The sequence below is a fragment of the Azohydromonas australica DSM 1124 genome (assembly GCF_000430725.1).
GTDB lineage: Bacteria > Pseudomonadota > Gammaproteobacteria > Burkholderiales > Burkholderiaceae_C > Azohydromonas > Azohydromonas australica.
The window spans coordinates 1-26,675 of record NZ_AUMO01000078.1 but is presented as its reverse complement, the minus strand read 5'-3'; the positions used below and the strand labels follow the sequence as shown (position 1 = coordinate 26,675).

Below are 26,675 nucleotides of genomic sequence, written 5' to 3'. Positions count from 1 at the left end.
CGGCGATGTTCAACGTCGAGGATCTCCGCTGCCGCGCCCGGCAGCGGCCGCCGCGCTTCGTCTACGACCATGTGGGCGCCGCCACGGGAGTCGAGTGCGCCATGGGGTTCATTGGCACCAGCAAGCCGCCCGGCATCCGTCCTCATCACGTCATGAGCTTTCAAGGAGCGGCGCCATGTCCGACCTGATGCAGTTTGTCTTCTCGGGCCTCACCATCGGCGCCATCTACGCGCTGGCAGCGCTGGGCTTTACGCTCATCTACAACGCCAGCGGCGTCATCAACTTCGCGCAGGGTGACTTTCTCATGCTCGGGGGCATGATCGCAGCAGCCCTGCTTGGAGCGAACATGCCCTACGGTGTGGCCATCGTGCTGAGCGTGGCCTGCACCGTGCTCGTGGGCGTCATACTCTACCGCTGGGCCATCCGGCCTGCTGGCGAGGCCAGCGCGGTGTCTCTGATCATCGTCACCATCGGCGCCTCGATCTTCATCCAGGGCGTGGTACAGGTGGTACTGGGCAAGAACCAGCACACGCTGCCGGCCTTCAGTGGCGACGAGGCGCTGCAGGTGCTGGGCGCCTACGTGCTTCCGCAAAGTCTATGGATGTGCGGCGTGGCAGCGCTCCTGGTCGTAGCCTGCGTGGTGTTCTTCCGCCGTACCCTGAGCGGCAAGGCCATGCTGGCGGTGGCGGCCAACCGCCTCGCGGCCCGTGCCGTCGGCATCCCGACCACGCGTATCCTGCAACTGTCCTTTGGCCTGTCGGCGCTGCTGGGCGCGGTGGCTGGCGTGGTCGCTGCGCCGATCACGACCACGGTCTACGACATCGGGCTCATGTTGGGCATGAAGGGTTTCGTTGCCGCAACGCTGGGCGGCCTGGGCAGCCCGCTCGGGGCCGTGGTCGGCGGGCTCATCGTCGGCCTGCTCGAAGCGCTCATTGCCGGCTACGTGTCCTCGGCCTACAAGGATGCCGTCCCCTTCGTCCTCATCATCGTCGTGCTGCTGGCCATGCCCCATGGCCTGTTCGGCGCACGCGTCACGGAGCGAGTGTGATGAAGCATCTTCTTCCCCGTCCCGGACTGCTGGCGCTGGCGACCGTGCTGCTGCTGCTGCCGCTGGTACTGCCCAACAACTACGCCCTGGACATCGCGGTGCGCGTGGCCTTGGCCGCCGTCGCCGTCATCGGCCTGAATCTGCTGATGGGCTTTGCCGGCCAGATCAGCATCGGGCACGCCGCGTTCGTCGCCATCGGTGCCTACGGCAGCGGCTTGGCAACGCAGCACCTGGCCTGGTCGCCGCTGCTGTCCGTCGCGGTGGCCGCTCTGGGTGCGGCGCTGGTGGCCTGGCTCATCGCCAAGCCCATCCTGCGCCTCAAGGGACACCCGCTGACCATGGCCACGCTTGGTCTGGGCATCATCGTCAACATGGTGCTCATCAACGAGGTTAGCTGGAGCGGAGGGCCCGACGGCGTGCCGGTGCCGCCGCTGATGGTGGCGGGCTTCGTGTTCGCCAAGGTGCTGCACTGGTACGTGTTGGCTGCCGTGCTGTTGCTTGCGGCGGTGGTGCTGTCGCTCAACCTGTTCGAGTCGCCGGCCGGGCGCGCGTTGCGCGGCCTCAACAGCTCGGAAGTGGCGGCACGCGTTGCTGGCGTGGATGTCGGAAGCTTCAAGGTACGCGCCTTCGTCGCGTCGGCGGTCTTTGCCTCCGTCTCCGGCAGCCTGACAGGGCATTACCTGGGCTTCATCAGCCCCGCGCTGTCTGCATTCACGCACTCGGTGGAACTGGCGACCATGGTGGTGCTGGGCGGCATGGGCTCGACGTTCGGCGCCGTGCTTGGTGCGGCCTTGCTGACGCTGCTGCCGCAGCTGCTGGGTGGACTGCAGGGCTACGAAATGATCCTTTTCGGGCTGATCTTGATGCTGACCATGATGTTCCTGCCCAAGGGTCTCGTGCCATCGCTGGCCCTCAGATTACAGCGGAGGCCGTGATGCTGCAGGTCCAGTCGCTATCAAAGTCCTTCGGCGGCGTGGCTGCGGTGGAGGATGTGAGTTTCAACGTTACCAAGGGAGCCGTTCATTCGGTGATCGGTCCCAACGGAGCGGGAAAGACGACGCTGTTCAACCTGCTCAGCGGTGTCTACACGCCCAGCTCAGGCCGGATCCTGCTCGATGGCCAGGATGTCGCAGGATTGGACCCTGAGCGTCTCGCGCGACGCGGCATGAGCCGCACGTTCCAGAACCTGCAGGTGTGCATGAACATGAGCGCCAGCGAAAATGTGGCGCTGGGTGCGCACCTCCACACGAGAAGTGGACTGCTGCCGGCGCTGCTGGGCATGACACGAAGTGCGGACCGCACGCTGCACCAGCGCACGCGCGAGCTGATGGACGAGGTAGGCGTGGGGGCCTACGCCGACGCCCACGCCTCGCAGCTGAGCTTCGGCGTGCTCAAGCGCCTGGAGATTGCACGCGCGTTGGCGTCCCGCCCGCGGCTGCTGTTGCTTGACGAACCGGCCGCTGGTCTCAATGACACGGAAACACACGAGATCGCCGAGCTGATCCGCCGCATTGCGGCCTCGGGTATCACGGTGCTGCTGGTCGAGCACGACATGAAAATGGTCATGAGCGTCTCGGACCACATCCTGGTGCTTGACCACGGCAGGAGGCTGGCGGAGGGCACGGCTGAGCAAGTGCGCAGCAATCCTGAGGTGGTTGCGGCCTACCTCGGCACGGAATAGGAAGGCAGCCATGGAAGTGACGCTTTCGAAGCGTACGACGCCAACGCCTGCACCCGTCCAGCACGGCCTGGGCGCGGCAGGCACGGTGGAGCCGGTGCTGGAAGTTTGCAGCCTCGTGGCTGGCTACGGGCGCATTGATGTGCTGCACGGTGCCAACCTGCGGTTGCTTCCTGGCCAACTCGTTGCCCTGGTGGGTGCAAACGGCGCGGGCAAGACTACGCTGCTGCGCGCCATTTCCGGGCTGCAAGGCATCCGCGCGGGCACCGTGCGGCTGCATGGCCGGGACGTCACGGCACTGGATCCCGACGCACGGGTGCGCGCCGGCATGGCACAGGTGCTTGAAGGCCGCCAGGTGTTTGGGCCGCTGTCGGTGCAGGACAACCTGCTGCTTGGGGCCTACACCAAACGGGATGGTGTGCAAGAGCGCATGGAGCGCATGTACACCCTGTTTCCCGTGCTCAAGGAGAAACGCGAGCTGGCTGCGGGTGGACTTTCGGGCGGACAGCAACAGATGCTGGCCATCGCGCGGGCATTGATGTGCGAGCCCAGGGTGCTGCTGCTCGACGAGCCGTCGATGGGTCTGGCACCGCTACTGGTGCGCGAAATCTTCCACGTGGTGCAGCAGTTGCGTGCAGAGGGACTGTCGATCCTGATGGTGGAGCAGAACGCGCGTGCAGCCCTATCGATTGCCGACTGGGGCTACGTGCTGGAGACCGGCAATGTCACGCTGGAAGGGCCCGCGCAGGAGTTGCTGCGGGATGAGCGCGTGCAGGCCGCTTACTTAGGACTTTGAAAAAGGAGAGCTTCATGTCCGAACCATTGCTTATCACTGCCGTCAAGGCACGCGGCGTCAACGTGCCGCTGGAGTTCCCGGTCAAGACCAGCGTCGGCATCGTGGCCACTGCGCCGCTGGTGCTGATCGATATGGAAACCAGTGGTGGCCTGGTGGGGCGTTCTTACGTCTTCACCTATACCCCGCTGGCGCTGGAGTCCACACGGCAGATGGTTCTGGCGCTGGGCAGCGCCATTGAGCGACAGCCGGTGTCGCCCTTCGACCTCGACGCATTGCTGGCCAGCAGGCTGCGTCTGCTCGGGCGCAGCGGCATCGCGTTGATGGCCTGTGCCGGGATCGACATGGCAGCGTGGGATGCCTTGGCGGTGCAGCATGGCAAGCCGCTGGTGGAACTGCTGGGCGGGCGGCGCCGGCCCGTGCCGGCCTACGACAGCCACAGCATGGACGGCGTGGAACTGGGCGTGCGTCGTGCCGAAGGCGCGCGCGACGCGGGCTTCAAGGCAATCAAGACCAAGATTGGCTACGCCACGCTGGAAGAGGACTTGCGCGTCATTCGCGCCTTGCGCCGTGCGGCGGGCGAGGGTGTGCAGCTGATGGTGGACTACAACCAGAGCTTGACCATTCCCGAGGCACGCAGGCGTATCCACGCCTTGCAGGGTGAGGGTGTGGCATGGGTGGAAGAGCCGACGCTGCAGGAGGATTGGGCTGGTCACGCCGTGCTGCGCGGCGCCTCTACCTTGCCGATCCAGATGGGAGAAAACTGGTGCGGGCCGGACGAGATGGCCAAGGCACTGAAGGCTGGTGCCTGCGACCTAGCCATGCCCGACGCGATGAAGATCGGCGGCGTCACCGGATGGCTGCGGGCGGCGGCGCTGGCGCAGGCGCATGGCGTTCCCATGTCCAGCCACATCTTCCAGGAAGTGAGCGTCCACTTGCTGGGCGTGACCCCGACGGCCCACTGGCTGGAGCGCATGGACCTGGCTGCGCCCATCCTGCGCGAGCCTTTGGCCTTCAAGGACGGCTCGGCCATCGCGCCGGACGTGCCCGGTACCGGCATTGACTGGGACGAGGCCGCGGTAGCCCGCTACGCGGCCTGAGTGGGCAGGCCGCTATCCTGCCCCGATACGGGTCAGGACAGCGGCCGTCCAGTGATGTCAGAGGTTGGGTGCGGGCAGGAGCCCGAACAGCGCTTCGGCGGACATGCCGATGGACAGCAGCCGCTGGTCGCTGCCGACCGGACCGTCGAGCGCCATGCCCACGGGCAGTCCATCCTTCGTCAGTCCGATGGGCAGCGTGATTCCCGGCAGGCCGGTCGTGCTCCCGGGATCGCAGTTCCGGATGAACGTTTCGAACTCGTCGAGCGGCGCACCGCCATTCACCGTTACCGTCGACGTACCCTTGATCGGGTCGATGGGGACGGCGGGCAAAGGCGTCGTCGGGAAGAAGATGGCATCGATGCCCTGGCTGCTGAAGTAGTTGTCGTAGAGCGCGCGCATCTGCGGCCGGTAGACGTTCAGCGCGTCCGGATACTGCGGGCCAAAGGCGTCCGTCACGACCGCCTGGAAGGCAGACCGAACTTCGGGATTGGCAGCCTGTTGGGCGAGGGAAGCAACCGTGACTCCAGTTGCGCCGCTTTCCGCAAGGTACACGGGCAGATCGACGCCTGCTTCATGCAGGACGATCGGAAAACCGGTTTTCTCCAGAAGTTCGCGCACGTTCGGCAGCTCCGCCTGTACGAACACCACGCCTGCCGCAGCGAGCTTGGCCTTGGCGGCCTCCATCATGGCCAGGACTTCGTTGTCGACCAAGTCCCAATAAGCCGTTGGGATGCCGAACCGCAGGCCCCTGAGCGGCAGCGGTGCCGGTCGGCTGGTGCCGGTGATTACCGCATCCAGCAGCGCAATGTCAGCAACCGTGCGCCCCATGGGTCCCACCGTATCACGCGTATGGCTCAACGGGATCACGCCCTTGCCGCTGTAGCGACGTTCTGCCCCACCGTTGCCTACCGACGGACGCATGCCGGCAATGCCGTTGAGCGCGGCAGGGATTCGCACCGATCCCCCGGTGTCGCTTCCCAGGCCGGCAGGGACGATTCGAGCGCCAATGGCCGCACCGCTGCCGCCGGAGGAGCCGCCTGGAATGTGCGTGCTCTTGTACGCGTTTCGAGCAACGCCCGCAAAGGGGGCGAAATTCGTGTTCGTGATGCCGAACGCGAGCTCGTGCATGTTGGCCTTGCCGATGATGATGGCGCCCGCATCCAGCAAGGGCTGCAAGACGGCTGCATTGGCCGAAGGCCGGAACCCTGCAAGGCCAGGAGTCGCCCCGGTGGTAGGCAAGTCCTTGGTGTTGATGTTGTCCTTGACCACGATGGGCAAGCCGGCCAGGGCACCGAGTGGTTGACCCGCCTGGCGCTTTGCATCAATGGCCTTCGCCGCAGCGATCGCGCCGTCCGCGTTCAGCGTGATGAAAGCGCCAAGATTCGACAGGCTTTGTGCGCGCGACAGGAGGGCCCGAACATAGGCCTCGGCGGTCATTTGACCCGAGGCGATCGAATCGACTGCCTGGGATGCCGTTAGGCTGAACATTTGCTGATCATCCATGGCACCGTCGTTGTCATCGCCGCCACCACACGCGCCAAGGGATACGCCGATACTGGGCACCCCTGCAAGCAACGCCGTCGACTTCAGAAAGCCCCGGCGGCTCGTTCCCGATACTGCTGTCTTCATAGGTTCTCCGTCAAATGCTGAATCGAAAGTCTGAGAAGGCCGCCGCGTCGAAGACTTGGACTGGTTTCCATGAGCAGGGCTGCAGGCTTGCAACAAGCGACCTTGCGCCTCCTCTCTGGCAACACGGCCGATGAGTATCACCGGCGATCACCATGTGGGCCGGAGCGTAGAAGCCGCCACGCCGGCGAGCACCTATCAAGATCGCTAGGGGTGGGTCTGCACTGATAAGTGCAAGGAATGAGAAAACCTACTATTGCGCTGCGCTAGTTGCATGAACCTTGCTTCCACTCTTGCCATGTATCTGTCTACTACCCAAACCAGGGCACTTGGCGACGTGGTCCGGTTGCTTGCCGAGGCCACTGATGGCGACGCATTGCGCGAGGCGCTTGCACTGCCGGTAATTGAATTGCTTGGAGCAGACCAGTACGTATCCATGGTGTGGAACGGGGAACTGAATCGGTTCCAACGCTTCACGGCTTTGAACATGTCTGTGGACAGCCTGCGCAACTGGGACAGCTACTACAGGCTCATTGATCCATTGACATTCCCCATGATGGAGCGCCGCCGCCCCACCTTGGTGACCCAGGTCCTGCCACAGCAGGATCTGTTGAAGACCGAGTTCTTCAATGACTTTCTTCGCCCTGAGCGTATGCACTGGGGCATCAACGTCTACTTCTACGACCGACAGACCTGCGTTGGCGACTTCCGAGTCTTCCGCCAGCGTGAGCGCGGCAACTTCGAGCAGAACGAACTCGAATTGCTGCGCATGGTGGAGCCAGCGATAGCCGGTGCACTTGGGCGCTTGCACTGGGAAAACCACAGTGCCCCAACGTCGCCAGCCACGGAACGTGCAGAGGAGGTGCTGCAACGCTCTGCGCACCTCAGCCAGAGGGAGGCCGAGGTGGCCTGGCTGGTGGCCTGCGGTTGCCCAGATAAACAGATCGCGAAACGGCTCGAAGTGGGATACCCGACCGTCCGTTTCCATCTTGCCAATGCCTTCAAGAAGCTGCAGACCCAGAACCGAGCGGCGTTGGCGTCTCGCGTGTTGGCCCTGGTGGAGTCTCGACGACAAACCTGCGGGCGTACGGCGGTCAGCTAAGGCAGTGCTTGTGCAAGCAGTGGGACGGTGAGCTCAGCAGAGACCTTCAGTCGTCTCGCATCACTGCACAAATGAAGACGGTGCCGGAGAGGCAGCCCTGCGGTTGGGCCGGATTTCGACCTGCATGGCCCCGTAGGGAGCGGCTTGGACAGTGGCAGTAACAGCTCAATAGCAGCCCGAACGTCGGCAACCAGCCAGCGGTCTTGCCAGGGCACATATCTGGCTCGGCACGCATTTGTACCAGGCAGGCCGGCTTACGACCGTTCCATCATCTTGCCGACGGTGTGAAGCCCCTTTGATCGCTGCTTTGTCGAAGGGCGAGTGGTTCGTCGGTGAAGAAAAGAGACCGAGGTGAGCTGGGCTTTCAAGTTCTCCCTACCCCTGTCGCGCCGCCATGGGCGCAATCGGTCGTCGCCGCCAGACGGGTCTGCAGGCCAGGCGAAGGCGTTGCCGTGTCCGAGCCCTTGAGCGTGGCGGTGACTTCAACTTCGTCAAGGCCAGGCTCCGCCTGCCCTTGGCCCTGCCGAGGTCAAGCACTCGAAATCCAAGAAGGGCCGTAGTGAACAGGCTGTCCATGACGGACATGATTTGAGGCTGCGCCAATGGGGCTCGTGGGGATCGCTGCGACTCTCACGTGGCATCCGCTATCAGCTGGGGAGCATTGCGCTGATGCACTCGGCCACTGACTGCAACGCGGGCAGGCAGCGCCGCTGCATCTCAGCCCCCGACTGCCGCTGTGGCCGGCTGCTCACGTTGATGGCGGCAACGGCCCGGCCGGCACGGTCACGGATCGGCACCGCCAGCGACATCAGGCCCAACTGCAGTTCCTCGCTTACCAGGGCCCAGCCCTGGCGCCGCACCTGCGACAGCGTGCGCAACAGCTTCTTGGGGTCGGTGACGGTCTTTGGAGTCATTGACTCCAGCGTCATCGCCAGCACGCGTCGCTCGCGTTCCTCCTCAGCCAGGCTTGCCAGCAGCACACGGCCCATTGATGTACACCAGGCCGGCAGCCGAGAGCCCACGCCGAGGTTGATCGACATGATCTTGTGTACCGGCACGCGCAGTACGTAGACGATCTGGTCGCCGTCGAGCACGGCTGCCGAGGTGGATTCCTTGATCTCCTGCGTGAGCTCCTCCATCAACGGCTGCGCCAGGTGCCACCACGGTTGGGCGCTGAGATAGGCAAACCCGAGCTCCATCACCTTGGGCGTGAGGCGGAACTGGCGTCCGTCCTGCTCGACGTAGCCCAGCGTCTGCAGTGTCAGCAGGATGCGGCGCGCTCCGGCGCGCGTGAGCCCCACCCGCTCGGCGGCTTCGGACAAGGTCTGCGCGGGCGCACCAGGACCAAAGCTGCGCAGCACTTCAAGTCCGCGCGCGAAGGACTGGACGTAGCTGTCGCTGGGCCTGAGCTCTTCGCTCTCGTTTGCGACATCAGCAGCCGCTTTGCGTATGGCCATGGCAATTCTCGTGGCAAGTGTTGGCGCACGTTCGACGCGGCCATGCCTTGACAGGTATGGCTGTATGCCCGTAGTCTGCGCGCCTAGTTTGTTCTATGAGCGAATGAAAGTTCGCAATTAGAACACTTCGGGCAGCTGAAGGTCAAGCCGGTGGCTGCGGTTTCCTCCTTTCCCGAGCACTCCCATGATCGACAAGATCGTTTCTTCGGCCGCGGCGGCATTGGCCGACGTCCGCGACGGTGCCACCGTCATGATCGGTGGCTTCGGCACCGCCGGGCAGCCCAACGAGCTCATCGACGCGCTGATCGAGACCGGCGCGCGCGAGTTGGTGATCGTCAACAACAACGCCGGCAATGGCGACACGGGGCTGGCGAAGCTGCTGTTGCTCAAGCGGGTGCGCAAGATCATCTGCTCCTTCCCGCGGCAGGCCGACAGCCACCACTTCGATGCCCTCTACCGCGCCGGCGAGATCGAGCTGGAGTTGGTGCCGCAAGGCAACCTGGCCGAGCGCATCCGCGCCGCGGGTGCGGGCATCGGCGGCTTCTTCACGCCTACGGGCTACGGCACCGCGCTGGCCGAAGGCAAGGAGACACGCGAGATCAATGGCCGCATGTTCGTGCTGGAGTCGCCCATCCACGCCGACTTCGCGCTCATCAAGGCCGAGAAGGGCGACCGCTGGGGCAATCTGACCTACCGCATGACGGCGCGCAACTTCGGGCCGGTCATGGCCATGGCGGCCATGACCACCGTCGCCACCGTGCACGAGGTTGTCGAACTCGGCAGCCTAGACCCGGAGAGCGTTGTCACGCCGGGCCTCTTCGTACAGCGGGTCGTGCAGATCGACCGCGTCGCCACCTCCGCCGGTGGTTTCAAGCGCGCCGCCTGAACCAGGAAAGTTTCCCATGAATCATCAAGCCACCCCAACCAATGCAGCCTTTTCCCGCTGGACGCGTGACCAGATGGCTGCGCGTGTCGCGCGCGACATCCCTGACGGAGCTGTCGTGAACCTGGGCATCGGGCTGCCCACTGCCGTGGCCAACCACCTCTCGGCCGACAAGGAAGTGGTGCTGCATTCCGAGAATGGCGTTATCGGCATGGGCCCGGCCCCGGCTGCCGGTGAGGAGGACTATGACCTCATCAATGCCGGCAAGCAGCCCGTGACGCTGCTGCCGGGCGGCTGCTTCTTCCACCATGCCGACAGCTTCGCCATGATGCGCGGCGGCCACCTTGACGTGTGCGTGCTGGGTGCCTTCCAGGTCTCGGCCCAGGGCGACCTCGCCAACTGGCACACCGGTGCGCCCGACGCCATTCCGGCGGTCGGCGGTGCCATGGATCTGGCTATCGGCGCGAAGAAGACCTTCGTGATGATGGAGTACCTCACCAAGGGTGGCCAGGCCAAGCTGGTGAGCGAGTGCACCTATCCGCTTACGGGCCTGGGTTGCGTCAGCCGCCTCTACACCGATCTGGCGGTGATCGACTTGGCCGAAGGCGCTGCCATCGTCATTGACATGGTGCCCGGCCTCACCCTGCGTGACCTGCAGGCGCTCACGCCCGGCGTGACGCTGAAGCAGGCCTGAACCACCGCATTCCTGGAGACAGCCATGACCCAACACGCCTTCATCTGCGACGCGCTGCGCACCCCCTTCGGCCGCTATGGCGGCAGCCTCTCGTCCGTGCGTGCCGACGACCTGGGCGCCGTGCCGCTCAAGGCCCTGGCCGCGCGCCATCCCAACCTGGACTGGGAAGCCTTCAGCGACGTGATCTACGGCTGTGCCAACCAGGCCGGCGAGGACAACCGCAACGTGGCGCGCATGTCGCTGCTGCTCGCGGGCCTGCCGCTGGCGCTGCCTGGCAGCACGGTCAACCGCCTGTGCGGCTCGGGCATGGACGCCATCGGCAGTGCAGCGCGCGCCATCAAGAGTGGCGAAGCCGAGCTGATGCTCGCCGGCGGGGTGGAAAGCATGAGCCGGGCGCCGTTTGTCATGCCCAAGGCGACTTCCGCCTTCAGCCGTGACAACGCCGTCTACGACACCACCATCGGCTGGCGCTTCGTCAACCGGCACATGAAGGAGCGTTACGGCGTGGACTCCATGCCGGAGACGGCGGAGAACGTGGCACAGCAATTCGGCATCGGCCGCGAGGACCAGGACAAGATGGCGTTGGCCTCGCAGCTCAAGGCCGTGGCGGCGCAGGAGGCTGGCTTCCTCGACGCCGAGATCACGCCGGTGACGGTGCCGCAGACGAAGGGCGAGGCACTGGTGGTGGCCAAGGACGAGCACCCGCGCCAGACGTCGATGGAGGCACTGGCTCGGCTCAAGGGTGTAGTACGCCCGGACGGCAGCGTGACTGCGGGCAACGCCTCGGGCGTGAACGACGGCGCCTGCGCGCTGATCCTGGCGTCCGAAGCGGCCGCCGCACACCACGGCCTGACGCCGAGGGCGCGTGTCGTGGGCATGGCCACCGCCGGCGTCGAGCCGCGCATCATGGGGATCGGTCCGGCGCCGGCCACGCGCAAGGTACTGGCACTCACCGGCCTGACGTTGGAGCAGATGGACGTCATCGAGCTCAACGAGGCGTTCGCAGCGCAGGGTTTGGCCGTGATGCGCGACCTGGGGTTGCGCGATGACGACCCTCGGGTCAACGCATGGGGTGGTGCCATTGCGCTGGGCCACCCGCTGGGTGCCAGCGGCGCACGGCTGGTGACCACTGCCGTCAGCCAGCTCCATCACTCTGGCGGGCGCTACGCGTTGTGCACGATGTGCATCGGTGTGGGGCAGGGCATTGCCGTGGTGCTGGAGCGCGTATGACCTCGGATACCGGCAAGCAAGACATCTCGGGGCTGACGCGATGCGCGCCCCGTCTGCGCTACCAGGTACGTGGTCCTCGGCACGGCGGCGTGGCGCACCGCACGTTCGTGCTGGCGCACGCACTGGGCTGTGACTTGACGATGTGGGACGCGCTCGCGGATCACCTGGCCGAGCATGGCCGCGTGGTGCGCTACGACCAGCGTGGCCACGGTGGCAGCGAGGCGCCAGTGGGCCCTTACACGATGGCCGAGCTGGCCGACGATGCGGCGCGGCTGATCGACGAGCTGGCCGTCGGACCCGTTGTCTGGATCGGGTTGTCGATGGGCGGCATGATCGGCCAGGAACTCGCGCTGCGCCATCCGCAAAAGGTACTGGCGCTGGTGCTGGCCAACACCACGTCGGCTTATCCCGCGGAGGCGCAAGCCGGCTGGGTGCAACGTATTGCGGGTATCGAGCGCGGTGGCCTGGAGGCGATCGTCGACGGCGCACTGCAGCGCTGGTTCCACGAGGGCTTCCACGCCGAGCACCCCGAGGTCATGGCCCATTGGCGTGCGCGCGTGCTCAGCTGCGATGCCTCTGGCTATGTGGCCTGCTGCCAAGCCATTGCCGGCGTGAACACGACGGCGCGGCTGCCGCGCATCGCGGTGCCGACGCTTGTCATCGCCGGCGCCCTGGACCAGGGCACGCCGCCGGAGATGGCACGCGCCATCGCCCAAGGCATTCCGGGTGCGCAGTTGGTGGTGTTGCCCGTTGCCTCGCACCTGAGTGTGCTGGAGCAGCCGTTTGCGTTCCGTGCGGCGCTGGATGACTGGCTGCGCGCCCTGCCGGCCTGACCACTGTTTTCACCGTCATGAGCGCCCGCTGCCCGCGGGCGTTTTCTTTTGCGCCTCATACGAGACTCCACATCATGCTTCGACGCGACTGGTCTGTTCCTGCGGTCACGGCTGGTTTCCTGGCCGTGCTCATCTCCTATGCCGGCCCGCTGCTGATCTTCTTCCAGGCCGCGCGGGCGGCCCACGCGCCACCGGAAATGATGGCTTCCTGGGTATGGGCCATTTCGATCGGCGCGGCCGTCTCCGGTATCGCGCTGAGCTGGTGGCTCAGGGTGCCCGTCATCACTGCATGGTCCGCCCCGGGCACGGCACTGCTGATCACGCTTTTCCCGGATCTGCCGCTGCAGGAGGCGGTGGGTGCTTACATCACGGCGGCTGCGCTGATCCTGATCGTTGGCCTGACGGGCGGCTTCGACTGGCTGATGCGGCACATTCCCCGCGGCGTGTGCTGCGGGATGATGGCCGGCATCCTGTTCCAGTTCGGTGCCCGAGCCTTCAAGGCGGTGGAGGCGATGCCGCTGCCGACGCTGTGTATGGTGGCGGGGTACCTGCTGGCACGGCGGTTCTGGCCGCGCTACCACCTGGTAATGGTGCTGGCGCTGGGCATCGCGCTGACCGCGGGCCTGGGAGGCGTTGAATGGAGCGCGCTGCGCCTGGAATGGACGCGTCCGGTGTTCATCGCACCCGCATGGAGTTGGGCCTCGACACTGAGCCTGGCCGTGCCGCTGGCTGTGGTGAGCCTGGCGGGGCAGTTCCTGCCGGGCATGGCCATCCTGCGCGGCGCCGGCTACACCACGCCGGCGCGGCCCGTGTTGGTGGCCACTGGCGTGGCATCGCTCCTCACGGCGCCGTTTGGCGGCATTACCACTGTGCTGGCAGCCATCACTGCGGCGCTGTGCACGGGCCGCGAGGCCCACGAGGATCCAGGCCGTCGCTACGTGGCCGGCATTGCCAACGGTGTGTTCTATCTGGTGGGCGGCTGCCTGGCGGGCACCATCATCGGCCTGTTCACCGTGCTGCCCGCGGCGTTCGTGGCTGTACTGGCGGGGCTGGCGCTCATCGGCGCCATCACGGCCAACGTGCAGGGCGCGGTCAGCGACTCCGAGCACCGCGAAGCGGCCATCGTTACTTTCCTCGTGACGGCGTCCGGCATGAGCCTGTGGGGACTCGGCGCGGCATTCTGGGGCGTGGTGATTGGCGGCTGCGCCCATGCCGTGCTGGGCTGGAAGCGGCCGACCGCACCAACGGCGCCCAAAACCGAGCCGGTCACCCGCGCCGTCAACCGCTAGAGCGACTTGTCCTCGGCCGCTGCACGCTGTCGGGCCTCGGCTTGCTCTTTGTAGATCAGGTCGATCAGCGCGCGCAGCACGCCGATATCGTCGTTCCTGTCATGCAGCCGCGTGCTCATGATGACGGGGGACACCGCTTGCGGATCACTCAGCGGGCGGTAGACCACCTCGTCCGGCCGGAGCCGGCTCACGCCGGTCGGCACCACGCAGATGCCCATGCCAGCGGCCACCAACCCCAGTGCGGTCTGGATCTCCTGCACCTCGTGCACGGCCGCCGGTTGCAGGCCCTGGTCGCGGAACAGCGACAGCACTTGGTCCGCATAGCTCGGCCGCGGTCGTTTAGGGTAAACGAGAATATCTTGATTTTCCAGGGCAGAAATAATGATTGGTTTATCTGGAATTGCGAGTGCATGCTCCATAGGTATGGCTGCGACCAGACGTTCCTCGCGCAGCACCTCGCGCTTGATGACGGGATCGTCCAGCCGGATCCGCCCGAAGCCCACATCAATGCGCCCGGCCTTCAGGGCCTCCATCTGGTCCAGCGTCGACATCTCCTCCAGTGCTATCTCGACCTGAGGACGTGCGGCGCGAAACAGGCGTACCAATCGCGGCAACGCGCCGTACATCGTTGACCCCACGAAGCCGATCACCAGTCGCCGCTCCATGCGCGCAACGCGCCGTGTGGCTCGTGTGGCTTGCGCTGCCTGCTCCAGCAGCCGCGTGGCGTGACCGTAGAAGAAGCGGCCCGGCTCTGTCAGCTTGAGCGGTCGCGAGCCGCGCTCGAACAGCGCTGTACCCAGGTCCTCTTCCAGATCCTGAATCTGCCGGCTCAGCGGCGGCTGGGAAATGTTCAGCCGCTGCGCCGCACGCGTGAAGCTTTGCTCGTCCGCGACCGCCACGAAGTAGCGCAAGTGGCGCAATTCCATTCCATGCCTTTTAAGTATTGATTCAGTCTAAAAGCGTCTTGGACTTTGAGCAACCGGCTTTCTAAGATTCGCTTCATCCAAGGCACACAGCACATGCAACGCCGGATCCTCAGGGAATACCGGACAGGGCAGTGCTGCCCTTGAAAACCGGGCGGGAAGCAATTTCCGCATTTACGCAGTGGTTGGTTCCAGCGGCCTGAGACGGGCCGGGACTTGCCTTCAAAGAGCTTCGCAGATGGACTCTGAACTGAAAATCCTGGCGGTCGAGACCCTGCTGGTGGACGTGCCCACCATCCGGCCGCACAAGCTGTCGGTGGCGACGATGAACCACCAGACGCTGGTGCTGGTGCGCATTGAAGCCAGCGACGGCATCGTGGGCTGGGGCGAGGGCACCACCATCGGCGGCCTGGCCTACGGCGAGGAAAGCCCCGAGAGCATCAAGACCAACATCGACACCTACATCGCGCCGATGCTGGTGGGTCAGGACCCGCGCGGCGTGGCGCGGCTGATGGCCGACGTCGGTGCCCGTATCCAGGGCAACCGCTTCGCCAAGTGCGCGCTGGAGACCGCCCTCTACGACGGCCAGGCCAAGCGCCTGGGCGTGCCGCTGAGCGAGCTCTTCGGCGGCCGGGTGCGCGACAGCATCCCCGTGGCCTGGACCCTGGCCAGCGGCGACACGCAGCGCGACATTGCTGAGGCCCAGCGCGTGCTGGAGAGCCGCCGCCACAACATCTTCAAGCTCAAAATCGGCCTGCGCTCGGTGAAGGACGACGTGGCGCACGTGGCTGCCATCAAGCGCGCCCTGGGCGATGTGGCCAGCGTGCGCATCGATGCCAACCAGGCCTGGTCGGTGTCGCAGGCGCTCGAAGGCATGCAAATGCTGGCCGATGCGGGCATCGACATGGTCGAGCAGCCCATCGTCGCCCACGACAAGACCGGGCTGCAGCGCCTGACGCAGGCCAACATCATCCCGGTGATGGCCGACGAAGCACTGCACGGGCCGCGCGATGCCTTCGAGGTCGCTAGCCTGCAAGCCGCCGACATCTTCGCCGTCAAGATCAACCAGTCCGGCGGCCTGCACGGTGCAGCCCAGGTGGGAGCCATCGCCAAGGCCGCCAACATTGAGCTCTACGGGGGCACGATGCTCGAGGGCGCCGTGGGCACCATGGCCTCGGCGCAGCTCTTCAGCACCTTCCACGAGCTGGCCTGGGGCACCGAGCTGTTCGGGCCGCTGCTGCTGACCGAGGAGATCCTGCGCGAGCCGCTGGCCTACCGCGACTTCTCGCTGCAGATCCCTGCCAAGCCTGGACTGGGCATCGACATCGACGAAGACAAGCTCGCGCGCCTGCGCCGCGACCGCTGATCCACCGGGCGGGTTGCTGCTGCAACCTGTCCCAAACCTACCCTGAGGAGCCTTCCATGTTGTTCCAGGTTCAGATGGATGTGCGGTTGCCGCATGACATGCCCGCAACCCAAGCCGATGCCCTCAAGAAGACCGAACGCGAACGCGCGCAAGAGCTGCAGCGTAACGGCAAGTGGCGGCACCTCTGGCGCGTGGCCGGGCGCTACGCCAACGTGAGCGTGTTCGACGTGCAAAGCGCCGACGAGCTGCACCAGATCCTCTCGACGCTGCCCCTGTTTCCCTTCATGCAGATCGAAGTGGCGGCCTTGTGCCGACACCCTTCGTCGATCCACGACGACGATCGCTGACTCCCGCGGCAGACCCGCTCAACCGTTCTTTCACCCACCTCGACTGAGGAGACATCCCATGGACACCAAGACCATCGACCAACTGCTTAACCGCTTCGAGACCACCGGTGTCGTCGGCGAAGGCAACCCCCGCATCAAGACGATCGTGCGCCGCCTGATGCGCGACTTGATGATCGCCATGGAAGAGCTGGACATCACGCCCGAGGAGTTCTGGGCTGGCCTGAACTACCTGGGCGACGCGGGCCGCAGCGGCGAGCTGGGCCTGATTGTCCCGGGCACCGGCCTGGAGCATTTCCTGGACCTGCGCATGGACGAGGCCGAGGCCAAGGCCGGCCTCAAGGGCGGCACGCCGCGCACCATCGAGGGTCCGCTGTACGTGGCCGGCGCCCCGGTGGTGCAAGGCGAAGCACGCCTGGATGACGGCAACACGCCGGGTGAGGTCGTGGTCATGCAGGGTGTGGTGCGCGGCGAGGATGGCAAACCCCTGGCCGGTGCCAAGGTCGAGGTCTGGCACGCGAACGACGTGGGCAACTACTCCTACTTCGACAAGACCCAGAGCGACTTCAACCTGCGCCGCACCATCGTGACCGACGCGCAGGGCCGCTACAAGTTCCGCAGCGTCATGCCGGTGGGCTACAGCGTCCCCCCGGGCGGCGCCACCGACCGGCTGCTGCAGCAGCTTGGCCGCCACGGCCATCGCCCGGCGCACATCCACTTCTTCGTAACCGCCCCGGGCCACCGCAAGCTCACCACGCAGATCAACCTCGAGAACGATCCGCACCTCTGGGACGACTTCGCCTTCGGCACGCGTGAGGGCCTGGTGCCGCCGATCCATACCAATACGGATCGTGCCGCGATGCAGGCGCTGGGCGTGGCCAAGCCGTTCTACGAGATCAAGTTCGACTTCACGCTGCACGCCGACAAGGACAGCGTCCCGGCCACCGACTTCCAGCGCCCGCGCGCTGCGGCCTGACGCATTGATCCCGGCACCCCGCGCGGTGCCAATCCCCAACTAAGGAACTTCCTCCACCCGGGCAACAGCACCGTGCCCGGGCTGGGCGAAGCCTTGCCCCAATGCCGCCCGCTTGACCGGGCATGGAGACAAGCATGAGCACTTCCGCATCCCTTGCCGGCGTCAAGCAGCGCCTGGCCGGCATGCTGGTCGAGAACAAGGACCAGCACATCTACCGCCTGCACCGCGCCGCGTTCACGGACGAGGAGCTGTTCGAGCTGGAGATGAAGCACATCTTCGAGGGCAACTGGATCTACCTGGCCCACGAGAGCCAGATCCCGGGCGTCAACGACTACTTCACGACGACCATGGGCCGTCAGCCCATCGTCATCACCCGCAACAAGGCCGGCGAGCTCAACGCCATCATCAACGCCTGTTCGCACCGCGGCGCCACGCTGTGCCGCCACAAGCGGGGCAACAAGGCCAGCTTCACCTGCACCTTCCACGGCTGGACCTTCAACAACTCCGGCAAACTGCTCAAGGTCAAGGACGCCAGCGGCGCAGGCTACCCCGACACCTTCAACAAGGAAGGCAGCCACGACCTGAAGAAGGTCGCGCGCTTCGAGAGCTACCGGGGCTTTCTTTTCGGCAGCCTCAACCCCGACGTGCCGCCGCTCACCGAGTTCCTAGGCGAAGCCACCAAGATCATCGACATGATCGTGGACCAGTCGCCTGAGGGGCTGGAAGTGCTGCGCGGAGCGTCCACCTACACCTATGACGGCAACTGGAAGCTGCAGGCCGAAAACGGCGCCGACGGCTACCACGTCAGCTCGGTGCACTGGAACTACGCCGCCACGACCAACCAGCGCAAGCTCGCCGCCGCGGGCGACAACATCAAGGCGATGGACGCGGGCAGCTGGGCCAAGCAGGGCGGCGGCTTCTACTCCTTCGAGCACGGCCACATGCTGCTGTGGACCAAGTGGGCCAACCCCGAGGACCGCCCGGCCCACATGATTCGCGATCAGCTCATCGAAAAGTACGGCCAGGCCATGGCCGACTGGATGATCGGCCATTCCCGCAACCTGTGCCTGTACCCGAACGTCTACCTGATGGACCAGTTCGGATCACAGATCCGCGTGCTGCGCCCCATCGCCGTGGACAAGACCGAGGTCACCATCTACTGCATCGCGCCCAAGGGCGAGTCGGCCGAGGCGCGCGCCCGGCGCATCCGTCAGTACGAGGACTTCTTCAACGCTACCGGCATGGCCACGCCGGACGACCTGGAGGAGTTCCGCGCCTGCCAGCAGGGCTACGCCGGCATCGCGTTGGAGTGGAACGACATGTGCCGTGGCGCGGCGCACTGGGTGCAAGGGCCCGACGAAGCAGCCAAGGAAATCGGACTCAACCCCACGCTTTCCGGCGTGAAGACCGAGGACGAGGGCCTCTATACCGAGCAGCACCGGTACTGGCTGGAAACCATGCAGCGTGCCGTCGAGGTTGAGGAGGCCCGTCAGGCCGCGGGCGTCGAGCACGTCGTTTGTGACCACAGCCAAGCCTGCGACCACGCCTGAAGGAGACGCGAAAAATGATGACCATCGAACAAGTCCAGGCCTTCCTGTACCGCGAAGCCCGGCTGCTGGACGACCGACAGTGGGACGAGTGGCTCGCTTGCTACCACCCCGAAGTCGACTTCTGGATGCCTTCCTGGGACGATGACGACCAACTCACCACGGACCCTCAGCGCGAGATCTCGCTGATCTATTACGCCAACAAGGGCGGCCTGGAGGACCGGGTCTTTCGTATCAAGACTGAACGCTCGGCGGCCAGCATGCCCGAGCCGCGCACGGGCCACAACATCCACAACGTGGAGATCGTGTCGCAGCAGGGTGACCAGCTCGAAGTGCGCTTCAACTGGCACACCTTGAGCTACCGCTACAAGATCGTGGACGGCTACTTCGGCACCAGCTACTACACGCTCGACTTGAGCAGCGGCCAACCGCTCATCAAGCGCAAGCATGTGGTGCTGAAGAACGACTACATCCACCACGTCCTGGACGTGTACCACATCTGAGTCTGCAGCAGCTGGGGCCCTGCGCCAAGCAGGGCGCTAGCCGCGTGGAGGAGTTTTGCCATGCCCCACCAGATTGCCCTTCGTTTCGAAGACGGCGTTACCCGTTTCATCGACGCCAACCCGACGGAAACCGTGGCTGATGCTGCGTACCGCCAGGGCGTGAACATCCCGCTGGACTGCCGCGATGGCGCCTGCGGCACCTGCAAGTGCCTTGCCGAATCCGGCAAGTTCGAGATGGGTGACTACATCGAGGACGCGCTCAGCGAGGAAGAAGCCTCGCTGGGCTACGTGCTGACTTGCCAGATGCGTGCCCAAGGCGACTGCGTGGTGCAGGTGCCTGCGTCCTCAGCCGTGTGCCGCACCCAGCAAGCAGCGCTCGAAGCTGCAGTCAGTGAGGTGCGCCAGCTCTCGCCCAGCACCCTCTCGCTCACGCTCAAGGACGAGTCGCTCAACAAGCTCGCCTTCCTGCCGGGCCAGTACGTGAACCTGCAGGTACCCGGCAGCAGCCATACCCGTGCGTACTCCTTCAGCTCGCTGGTGCGAGACGGCGAGGTGTCGTTCCTGATCCGCAACGTACCCGGCGGCCTCATGAGCGGCTACCTCACGGGCCAGGCCAAGCCGGGTGACCGCATGACGCTCACCGGTCCGCTGGGCACCTTCTACCTGCGCGAGATCAAGCGGCCGCTGCTGCTGCTGGCCGGCGGCACGGGCCTGGCGCCCTTCACCGCCATGCTGGAGAAGATTGCCGCTGACGGCAGCAGCCATCCGCTGCACCTGATCTACGGCGTCACCAACGACGCCGACCTGGTGGATATGGACAAGCTGGAGGACTTTGCCAAGCGCATCCCCAACTTCACTTTCGCCGCCTGCGTGGCCAGCCCCGAGAGCTCCTACCCGAACAAGGGTTACGTGACGAACCACATCCAGCCGGCGCACCTGCATGAAGGCGAAGTGGACGTCTACCTGTGCGGGCCGCCGCCGATGGTGGAAGCGGTGAGCCATTTCATCCGTGAGCGCGGCATCCAGCCGGCCAGTTTCCATTACGAGAAGTTCGCCGCCAGCGTCTGAGTTGTCTCCTTCTGGCCCGTACCGGTCAACCGGCTGCTCGGGCCATTTTTTTTCGGGATGAATACCATGAACCAACGCTTCGAGAACAAGGTTGCCGTCATCACTGGGGCGGCGCAGGGCATCGGCCGGCGCGTCGTCGAACGGCTGCTGGAGGAGGGGGGGAGCGTGGCGGCGGTGGACCGCTCCGAACTGGTCCACGAACTGCGAGACCTGCCCGGCGTCGCCGATCGGGTGCTGACGCTGACCGCCGACCTGGAGCGCAACGCCGACGCCGAGCGCGTGATCGCCGAGGCCGTGGACCGCTTCGGTCGACTGGACATCCTGGTGAACAACGTCGGCGGCACGATCTGGGCCAAGCCTTTCGAGCACTACCGCGAGCACGAGATCGAGGCCGAGGTGCGGCGCTCGCTGTTCCCAACGTTATGGTGCTGTCATGCGGCGCTGCCGCACATGCTCAAGCAGGGCAGCGGCTCCATCGTCAACGTCTCCTCCATCGCCACACGCGGCGTCAACCGCGCGCCTTATGGTGCAGCCAAGGGCGGCGTCAACGCGCTCACGGCGTGCCTGGCTTTCGAGAACGCGCAGCGCGGCATCCGCGTCAACGCCACTGCCCCCGGCGGCACCGAGGCTCCGCCGCGGCGCATCCCGCGCAACGCGGAAGTGCCCACTGAGCAGGAAAAGGCCTGGTACCAGCAGATCGTGGACCAGACCGTGGATTCGAGCCTCATGAAGCGCTACGGAACCATCGAGGAGCAGGTCGGCGCGATCCTGTTCCTCGCTTCCGACGAGGCAACCTATATCACCGGCGTGACGCTGCCCGTGGGCGGCGGCGACATCGGCTGAGCCTCATCCCTACATCACAAAATCTCCCGGAGACAACACTATGAGACAGATTGACGTCCACAAGATCGCCGACGAGGCCCGGTTCAATCGCTTCCACGGTCTTGTCCTCTTCTGGTGCGCACTCATCATCATCTTCGACGGCTACGACCTCGCGGTCGCCGGCATTGCGCTGCCGTCGATCATGAAGCAGATGGGCGTGGACCCGACCCAGGCCGGCTTCATGGTCAGCTCGGCGCTGTTCGGCATGATGTTCGGCGCCATCTTCCTGGGCACCATCGCCGACCGCATCGGCCGTCGCTGGGCCATCGTGATCTGCATCGCCCTCTTCAGCGTGTTCACCGCCGTGGCCGGGATGACGAACGACCCGGTGATGTTCAGTGCCACCCGCTTCCTGGCGGGGCTGGGCATCGGCGGCGTCATGCCTAACGTTGTCGCACAGATGACCGAGTACTCGCCGCGCAAGGTGCGCTCCACGATGGTCACGCTGATGTTCAGCGGCTATGCGGTGGGCGGCATGCTCGCCGCGGTCCTGGGCAAAGGGCTGATCGAAAGCTACGGCTGGCAGTCCGTGTTCCTGGCGGCGGCGCTGCCGGTAGTGCTGATCCCGTTCATCCTGAAGTCGCTGCCAGAGTCGATGCCCTTCCTGCTCAAGCAAGGGCGCCACGACGAGCTCAAGGCCATCGTCGCGCGGCTGGATCCTGGCTTTCGTCCGACGGCCAGCGACCACTTTGCGCTGCCCACGGCGGACAAGGCCAGCAACGCGCCGGTACGCCACCTGTTCCAGGATGGTCGCGGCTTCAGCACGGTGATGTTCTGGATCGCTTTCTTCATGTGCCTGTTCATGGTCTACGCGCTGAGCTCCTGGCTGACCAAGCTGATGGCCAGCGCCGGCTACAGCCTGGGATCGGCGCTGACTTTCGTGCTGACGCTGAACTTCGGCGCCATGATCGGCGCGGTGGGCGGCGGCTGGTTGGCTGACCGCTTGCACATCAAGTGGGTGCTGTTCTCGATGTACGTGTTGGCGGCCGTGTCGATCACGCTGCTTGGCGTTCCCATGCCTACTGAGGCGCTGTTCCTGGTCGTTGGCCTGGCTGGTGCCTCGACCATCGGCACGCAGATCGTCACCTACGCCTACGCCGGGCAGTTCTACCCGATGGCGATCCGCTCCACCGGCATCGGCCTGGCCTCAGGCGTCGGCCGCAGTGGCGCGATCCTGGCGCCGATCGTGATTGGCGCGCTGGTTGGCATGACACTGCCGCTGCAGCAGAACTTCATCGCCATCGCTATTCCCGCGGTGATTGCCGCGGCCGCCGTGGCGATGATCAATCACGGTCGCGCTGCTTCTGCACACCAGCAGAGTGTGAAGGTGGTTGGCTCCGGCCCGGCGCCCATGGGTGCTGGCATCGAGCGCAAGTGAGGCCGAGGCGAGGCAGCCACATGGACACCTTGACAATCCGTGCGCGTGCCAGCGCTGGCGCAGCAGCGTGGGCGCTTGTCGCCACGGTGCAAGCTCAGCCCATGAGCACAGCCGAGCGCTTCGGCCAGGACATCGATGCACAGATCGAGCGTCATTACGCCAGCGTGGAGCGTGTCTACAAGGACATCCATGCGCATCCCGAACTCGCGTTCGAGGAGGTCAGCACCGCGCGCACGCTCGCCAGCGAGCTGCGTACGCTGGGCTTCGAAGTCACGGAGGGCGTTGGCAAGACTGGTGTCGTTGGACTGCTTCGCAATGGGGCCGGTCCGACAATCCTGGTGCGCACCGAGCTCGACGCGCTGCCGATGGAAGAGAAAACCGGCCTGCCTTATGCGAGCAAGAAGCGGGTCAGCTACGAGGGGAAGGAAACCTTCGTTGCCCATAGCTGCGGGCACGACCTGCACATGGCGAGCTGGGTCGGCACCGCCAAGACGCTGGCGGGTCTGAAGGGCCGCTGGCAGGGCACGCTGATGTTCGTGGCCCAGCCCGCGGAGGAGGTCCTGGGTGGCGCAAAGGCGATGCTGGAAGATGGCTTGTTCAAGCGTTTCGGCAAGGCGGACTTCGCGTTCGCGCTGCACAGTTGGCCCATGGCCTATGGCGAGATCGGCTTCAACGTCGGCGCGGTGACATCGAGCTCCGACGTCTTCGAGGCGCGGTTTCACGGGCGCGGTGCGCACGGATCGGCCCCGGACAAGTCGATCGATCCGGTGCTGATGGCGTCGCGTTTTGTCGTCGACGTGCAGGGCGTGATCAGCCGCGAGAAAGACCCGTTCCAGTTCGGCGTGTTCAGCATCGGCTCGATCCAGGGCGGCACCACTGGCAACATCATCCCGGACAACGTGCTGCTGCGGGGCACCTTGCGCAGCTACGACCCGGCCGTACGCGCCAAGATGCGCGAGGGCATACAGCGCACCGCGACCGCCACTGCAGCCATGTCTGGTGCGCCCGAGCCGGACGTGAAACTCGTCCCGAGCGGTGACGCGACGATCAACGACACAGCCCTGGTTGAGCGTGCCGAAGCCTCGCTGAAAGCGGCCTTCGGTGCCAAGGTCAAGCGCCTGCCTCCCATCACGGCAAGCGAAGACTTCGCCGAATACGGCGCAGCAGGCGTGCCGTCGATGTTCTTTCTCGTTGGCGTGTACGACCCAAAGGACGTCGAGGCCGCACGCCAGCCGCAAGGCAAGCCACTGCCAGGCAACCATTCGCCGTTTTTCGCGCCGGTGCCCGAACCGTCCATCAAGACGGCTGTCAAGGCCATGAGCCTGGCTGTGCTGAGCACACTGCAGAACTGACTCGCAACATGCGTGCCATTCCATGCAGAGGCTGGCCGCGCAGCAATGTCGTCCTGCCGGGCCTATGCCAAATGGATCGGTCCTTGAGGCGGACCCAGCGCGCGTTTCGGACGGCAGGCGCTGTCGCAGTGCGCCGTAAAGACGCTCCACCAGTAATCGATCGCTCAACACCCATTCAACTGGAGACCACATGAACATTTCCGGGATCGCACGCCGGACGCTGATCGCAGCGGCTGTGTTCCTTGCCGCCGCGGCGCAGGCACAAGGCTCCGAGGAGCGCACGATTCGCATGGGCCATCCCGTCAACGCGGATCATCCCATCAGCATCGGCACCAAGAAGTTTGCCGAAATCGTGTCAGCCCGCAGCGGCGGCAAGGTCAAGGTACGCGAGTACCCGGCACTGCAGTTGGGCAACGAGATGCAGCAGCTGTCCGCGCTGGCAGGCGGCGTGCAGGAGATGTTCGCGCCGGGCACTCCGCCGGTGGCCACCATGGTCAAGGAGTTCGGCCTGCTGGACCTGCCGTTCCTTGTCAGCACGCCGGCGCAGGCGGATGCCCTGTTGGACGGTCCGTTCGGCCAGGCCTTGCTCGCCAAGCTGCCGGAGAAGGGCTTGGTCGGCCTGGCCTTCTGGGAGAACGGCTTCCGCCACGTGAGCAACAGCAAGCGGCCGATTCAGCGGCTGGAAGACCTCGATGGTCTGAAGATCCGGGTGCAGCAGAACCCGGTCTTCATCGACACCTTCAAGGCGCTGCGGACCAATCCGGTGCCCATGTCCTTCGCGGAGCTGCATGGCGCCCTGGAGAGCAAGGCGCTCGATGCACAGGAGAACCCGTACCTGATCACGCGCACGGCCAAGCTGTACGAGGCCCAGAAGTATCTCAGTGCCACCGGCCATGCGTATGGCGTCATCGTGGTGCTGGTGAGCAAGAAGTTCTGGGACAAGCTCTCTGCCCAGGAACAGCAGCTCCTGCAGACCGCCGCGCTGGAAGCCCGCGACCATGAACGCCAGGCAAGCCGCCAGCAAGCCCGCAAGGCCGTAGAGGAACTCAGGTCGTCCGGCATGCAGTTCAACGAGGTATCCAACTCGGAGCGCGAACGGATGCGTCAAGCCACGCGGCCGGTGGTGGAACGCGTGCTTCAGAGCTATGACCCGACGCTGGTCCGGCTCCTGCGCTCGGAGCTGGAGCGCGTCAGCGGCTTTCAATAGGCCTTGCTCAGCTCTTCATCAGCAAGCAAGCCCATGGCGCTTGTGACCGGGTAAGCGTCATCCGTATCACTCCCAGGAGGAGGCATATGCCCAACCGTCGAACCGTCATGGCTGCCTTGAGCGTGGCCTGCGCTGGCCATGCCTTTGCACAGGATCCGGCGTTCCTATCCAAGCCCGTGCGCTGGATCGTCCCGTTTCCGCCAGCGGGTGCCATGGACGTGATCGCGCGCGCGCTCGCCGAGCACATGGGTCGCGCACTGGGTCAGAGCTTCGTGACCGAGAACAAGCCGGGAGCTGGCGGCAACATCGGGATGGACCTCGTCGCCAAAGCGCCAGCTGACGGCTACACGATGATGATCGTGGCCAACGGCATGGCGGTGAACTCCTTCCTGTACAGCAAGCTCAGCTTCGACGCCGTCAAGCACTTCGAGCCCGTGTCGTTGGTGGCGATCGTGCCCAACGTGCTGGTGGTGCCAGCGGCCAATCCGGCGCGCTCGGTGGCCGACGTGATCGCTCAGGCCAAAGCCAAGCCGGGCGCCATCACATACGCCTCGGCCGGCAACGGTACTTCGCTGCACTTGGCGGGCGAACTGTTTGCCTCGATGGCAATGGTCAAGCTTCTGCACGTGCCCTACAAGGGCAGTGGCCCGGCGATGAATGACCTGCTGGGCGGGCAGGTGGACCTGATGTTCGACAGCATTACTTCAGCACGCCCGCACATCGAGTCCGGCAAGCTGAGGGCCCTGGCTGTGACCACGCGCACGCGCTCCACCGCACTGCCGCAGATACCCACCGTTGCGGAAGCCGGGTATCCGGGATACGAGCCTCACCCTGGTTCGCCGTGTACCTGCCCGCGGGCACTCCGCAGTCCGTGACTTCCAAGCTCAACCAGGCGCTGCTCGACGCGCTGCGCAAGCCAGAGGTACGCCAACGCCTGGCGCTGATCGGTGCCGAGCCGGTAGGAAGCACACCAGAACAGCTGCGCGTGCACCTGAAGTCCGAGATGGACAAGTGGGGGCGAGTGATCACCGAGCGCGGTATCCGAGCCGATTGAACGTGCTTGCGCCGCATTCACCGATGGTCCTTGTTTCGGCGTGCCGTTACTCACAGTGATCCAGGGCTGGCAGCCAACCCATTGGTAGGGGCCGTACGCCGTGAGGCATTTCCAATGTCAACCGAAGGGCTCAATTGCCCGCTTGAATCGAGTTTTCATGTCCACTGAGCACACCATGTCCCCGGCCGAGCTGGCCCTGCGCGATGCCGCCCGCGAGTACCACCGCTCGCCCTCGCGCGGCAAGATCTCCATCGCCCCGACCAAGCCGCTGTCCAACCAGCGCGACCTGTCGCTGGCCTACTCCCCGGGCGTGGCCTACCCGTGCCTGGACATCGAACGCGA

Annotated in this window: 25 protein-coding genes and 2 pseudogenes; 24 read left to right on the top strand and 3 right to left on the bottom strand. The window is 65.2% G+C overall.

The annotated features are described in order from the left end of the window. Positions 1-5: 5 nt before the first annotated feature. From H537_RS42795 to H537_RS0113265, 6 genes are all read left to right on the top strand, one after another. On the top strand, positions 6-188 hold the full coding sequence (locus H537_RS42795; RefSeq protein WP_043458748.1) for a hypothetical protein: 183 nt from the start codon (positions 6-8) through the stop codon (positions 186-188). Then, entirely contained in the window at positions 176-1,048 is an 873-nt protein-coding gene (locus H537_RS0113285; protein WP_028998315.1) for a branched-chain amino acid ABC transporter permease, read from the top strand. Before H537_RS42795 ends, H537_RS0113285 begins: the two co-directional genes overlap by 13 nt. Beyond that, positions 1,048-1,983, top strand: coding sequence for a branched-chain amino acid ABC transporter permease (locus H537_RS0113280; protein ID WP_028998314.1), 936 nt, complete (start codon positions 1,048-1,050; stop codon positions 1,981-1,983). The genes H537_RS0113285 and H537_RS0113280 overlap by 1 nt, the downstream gene beginning before the upstream one ends. Further along, a complete protein-coding gene (locus tag H537_RS0113275; protein ID WP_028998313.1) occupies positions 1,983-2,729 on the top strand; it encodes an ABC transporter ATP-binding protein in 747 nt (248 codons plus the stop codon). The genes H537_RS0113280 and H537_RS0113275 overlap by 1 nt, the downstream gene beginning before the upstream one ends. A 94-nt stretch (positions 2,730-2,823) precedes the next feature. Continuing rightward, positions 2,824-3,522: an ABC transporter ATP-binding protein gene (locus H537_RS0113270; RefSeq protein ID WP_211235007.1), complete on the top strand. Its 699-nt coding sequence runs from the start codon at positions 2,824-2,826 to the stop codon at positions 3,520-3,522. Between the two features lie 14 nt (positions 3,523-3,536). Then, a complete protein-coding gene (locus H537_RS0113265; protein ID WP_028998311.1) occupies positions 3,537-4,619 on the top strand; it encodes an enolase C-terminal domain-like protein in 1,083 nt (360 codons plus the stop codon). Between the two features lie 57 nt (positions 4,620-4,676). On the opposite strand, the gene iaaH is transcribed toward H537_RS0113265, so the two are convergent. Next, positions 4,677-6,122 carry an indoleacetamide hydrolase gene (iaaH, locus tag H537_RS0113260; protein ID WP_028998310.1) on the bottom strand — a complete coding sequence of 482 codons (1,446 nt, stop codon included), beginning with the start codon at positions 6,120-6,122 and terminating at the stop codon, positions 4,677-4,679. A 397-nt stretch (positions 6,123-6,519) separates the two neighbouring features. Between iaaH and H537_RS42790 the strand changes: the two genes are divergently transcribed. Further along, positions 6,520-7,347 carry a helix-turn-helix transcriptional regulator gene (locus H537_RS42790; protein WP_238446681.1) on the top strand — a complete coding sequence of 276 codons (828 nt, stop codon included), beginning with the start codon at positions 6,520-6,522 and terminating at the stop codon, positions 7,345-7,347. Positions 7,348-7,994: 647 nt separating this feature from the next. Here H537_RS42790 and H537_RS0113250 read toward each other — a convergent pair. After that, positions 7,995-8,804, bottom strand: a complete 810-nt coding sequence (locus H537_RS0113250; protein ID WP_051242547.1) for an IclR family transcriptional regulator domain-containing protein — start codon at positions 8,802-8,804, stop codon at positions 7,995-7,997. Between the two features lie 184 nt (positions 8,805-8,988). Between H537_RS0113250 and H537_RS0113245 the strand changes: the two genes are divergently transcribed. From H537_RS0113245 to H537_RS42780, 5 genes are all read left to right on the top strand, one after another. Continuing rightward, positions 8,989-9,690: a 3-oxoacid CoA-transferase subunit A gene (locus tag H537_RS0113245; protein ID WP_028998308.1), complete on the top strand. Its 702-nt coding sequence runs from the start codon at positions 8,989-8,991 to the stop codon at positions 9,688-9,690. A 16-nt stretch (positions 9,691-9,706) separates the two neighbouring features. After that, positions 9,707-10,381 carry a 3-oxoacid CoA-transferase subunit B gene (locus H537_RS0113240; RefSeq protein ID WP_051242544.1) on the top strand — a complete coding sequence of 225 codons (675 nt, stop codon included), beginning with the start codon at positions 9,707-9,709 and terminating at the stop codon, positions 10,379-10,381. Positions 10,382-10,405: 24 nt separating this feature from the next. Then, positions 10,406-11,611: a 3-oxoadipyl-CoA thiolase gene (gene pcaF / locus H537_RS0113235; RefSeq protein WP_028998306.1), complete on the top strand. Its 1,206-nt coding sequence runs from the start codon at positions 10,406-10,408 to the stop codon at positions 11,609-11,611. Beyond that, on the top strand, positions 11,608-12,444 hold the full coding sequence (gene pcaD / locus H537_RS42785; protein WP_084150640.1) for a 3-oxoadipate enol-lactonase: 837 nt from the start codon (positions 11,608-11,610) through the stop codon (positions 12,442-12,444). The genes pcaF and pcaD overlap by 4 nt, the downstream gene beginning before the upstream one ends. Positions 12,445-12,518: 74 nt before the next feature. Next, on the top strand, positions 12,519-13,733 hold the full coding sequence (locus H537_RS42780; protein WP_051242542.1) for a benzoate/H(+) symporter BenE family transporter: 1,215 nt from the start codon (positions 12,519-12,521) through the stop codon (positions 13,731-13,733). Here the strand turns inward: H537_RS42780 and H537_RS42775 are convergent. Then, positions 13,730-14,659 carry a LysR family transcriptional regulator gene (locus H537_RS42775; protein ID WP_051242540.1) on the bottom strand — a complete coding sequence of 310 codons (930 nt, stop codon included), beginning with the start codon at positions 14,657-14,659 and terminating at the stop codon, positions 13,730-13,732. The two genes, H537_RS42780 and H537_RS42775, sit on opposite strands and share 4 nt — an antisense overlap. A 235-nt stretch (positions 14,660-14,894) precedes the next feature. Between H537_RS42775 and H537_RS0113215 the strand changes: the two genes are divergently transcribed. The 12 genes and pseudogenes from H537_RS0113215 to H537_RS42755 all read left to right on the top strand — a co-directional run. Continuing rightward, on the top strand, positions 14,895-16,022 hold the full coding sequence (locus tag H537_RS0113215) for a muconate/chloromuconate family cycloisomerase (RefSeq protein ID WP_028998305.1): 1,128 nt from the start codon (positions 14,895-14,897) through the stop codon (positions 16,020-16,022). A gap of 56 nt (positions 16,023-16,078) precedes the next feature. Then, positions 16,079-16,369 (top strand): muconolactone Delta-isomerase, encoded by a 291-nt coding sequence (gene catC / locus H537_RS0113210; protein WP_028998304.1) that lies wholly within the window; start codon positions 16,079-16,081, stop codon positions 16,367-16,369. 58 nt (positions 16,370-16,427) lie between these two features. Further along, positions 16,428-17,342, top strand: a complete 915-nt coding sequence (catA, locus tag H537_RS0113205; protein WP_028998303.1) for a catechol 1,2-dioxygenase — start codon at positions 16,428-16,430, stop codon at positions 17,340-17,342. Between the two features lie 134 nt (positions 17,343-17,476). Continuing rightward, a complete protein-coding gene (benA, locus tag H537_RS42770; RefSeq protein ID WP_051242538.1) occupies positions 17,477-18,892 on the top strand; it encodes a benzoate 1,2-dioxygenase large subunit in 1,416 nt (471 codons plus the stop codon). Positions 18,893-18,906: 14 nt separating this feature from the next. Continuing rightward, a complete protein-coding gene (gene benB, locus H537_RS0113195; protein ID WP_043458746.1) occupies positions 18,907-19,392 on the top strand; it encodes a benzoate 1,2-dioxygenase small subunit in 486 nt (161 codons plus the stop codon). Between the two features lie 60 nt (positions 19,393-19,452). Next, positions 19,453-20,460: a benzoate 1,2-dioxygenase electron transfer component BenC gene (benC, locus tag H537_RS0113190; protein WP_028998301.1), complete on the top strand. Its 1,008-nt coding sequence runs from the start codon at positions 19,453-19,455 to the stop codon at positions 20,458-20,460. Between the two features lie 66 nt (positions 20,461-20,526). Then, positions 20,527-21,303, top strand: a complete 777-nt coding sequence (locus H537_RS0113185; RefSeq protein ID WP_028998300.1) for a 1,6-dihydroxycyclohexa-2,4-diene-1-carboxylate dehydrogenase — start codon at positions 20,527-20,529, stop codon at positions 21,301-21,303. 40 nt (positions 21,304-21,343) lie between these two features. Beyond that, the gene (locus H537_RS0113180) at positions 21,344-22,720 is read left to right on the top strand and encodes an MFS transporter (protein WP_028998299.1); all 1,377 of its coding nucleotides are present in this window, start codon (positions 21,344-21,346) and stop codon (positions 22,718-22,720) included. Between the two features lie 101 nt (positions 22,721-22,821). Further along, the gene (locus H537_RS42765) at positions 22,822-24,072 is read left to right on the top strand and encodes an amidohydrolase (RefSeq protein ID WP_051242536.1); all 1,251 of its coding nucleotides are present in this window, start codon (positions 22,822-22,824) and stop codon (positions 24,070-24,072) included. 190 nt (positions 24,073-24,262) lie between these two features. Continuing rightward, positions 24,263-25,279, top strand: a complete 1,017-nt coding sequence (locus tag H537_RS0113170; protein ID WP_043458743.1) for a TRAP transporter substrate-binding protein — start codon at positions 24,263-24,265, stop codon at positions 25,277-25,279. An 86-nt stretch (positions 25,280-25,365) separates the two neighbouring features. Continuing rightward, a pseudogene (locus H537_RS42760) lies at positions 25,366-26,333 on the top strand (tripartite tricarboxylate transporter substrate binding protein). A gap of 157 nt (positions 26,334-26,490) precedes the next feature. Then, positions 26,491-26,675, top strand: a pseudogene (locus tag H537_RS42755) (hypothetical protein); the annotation flags it as partial.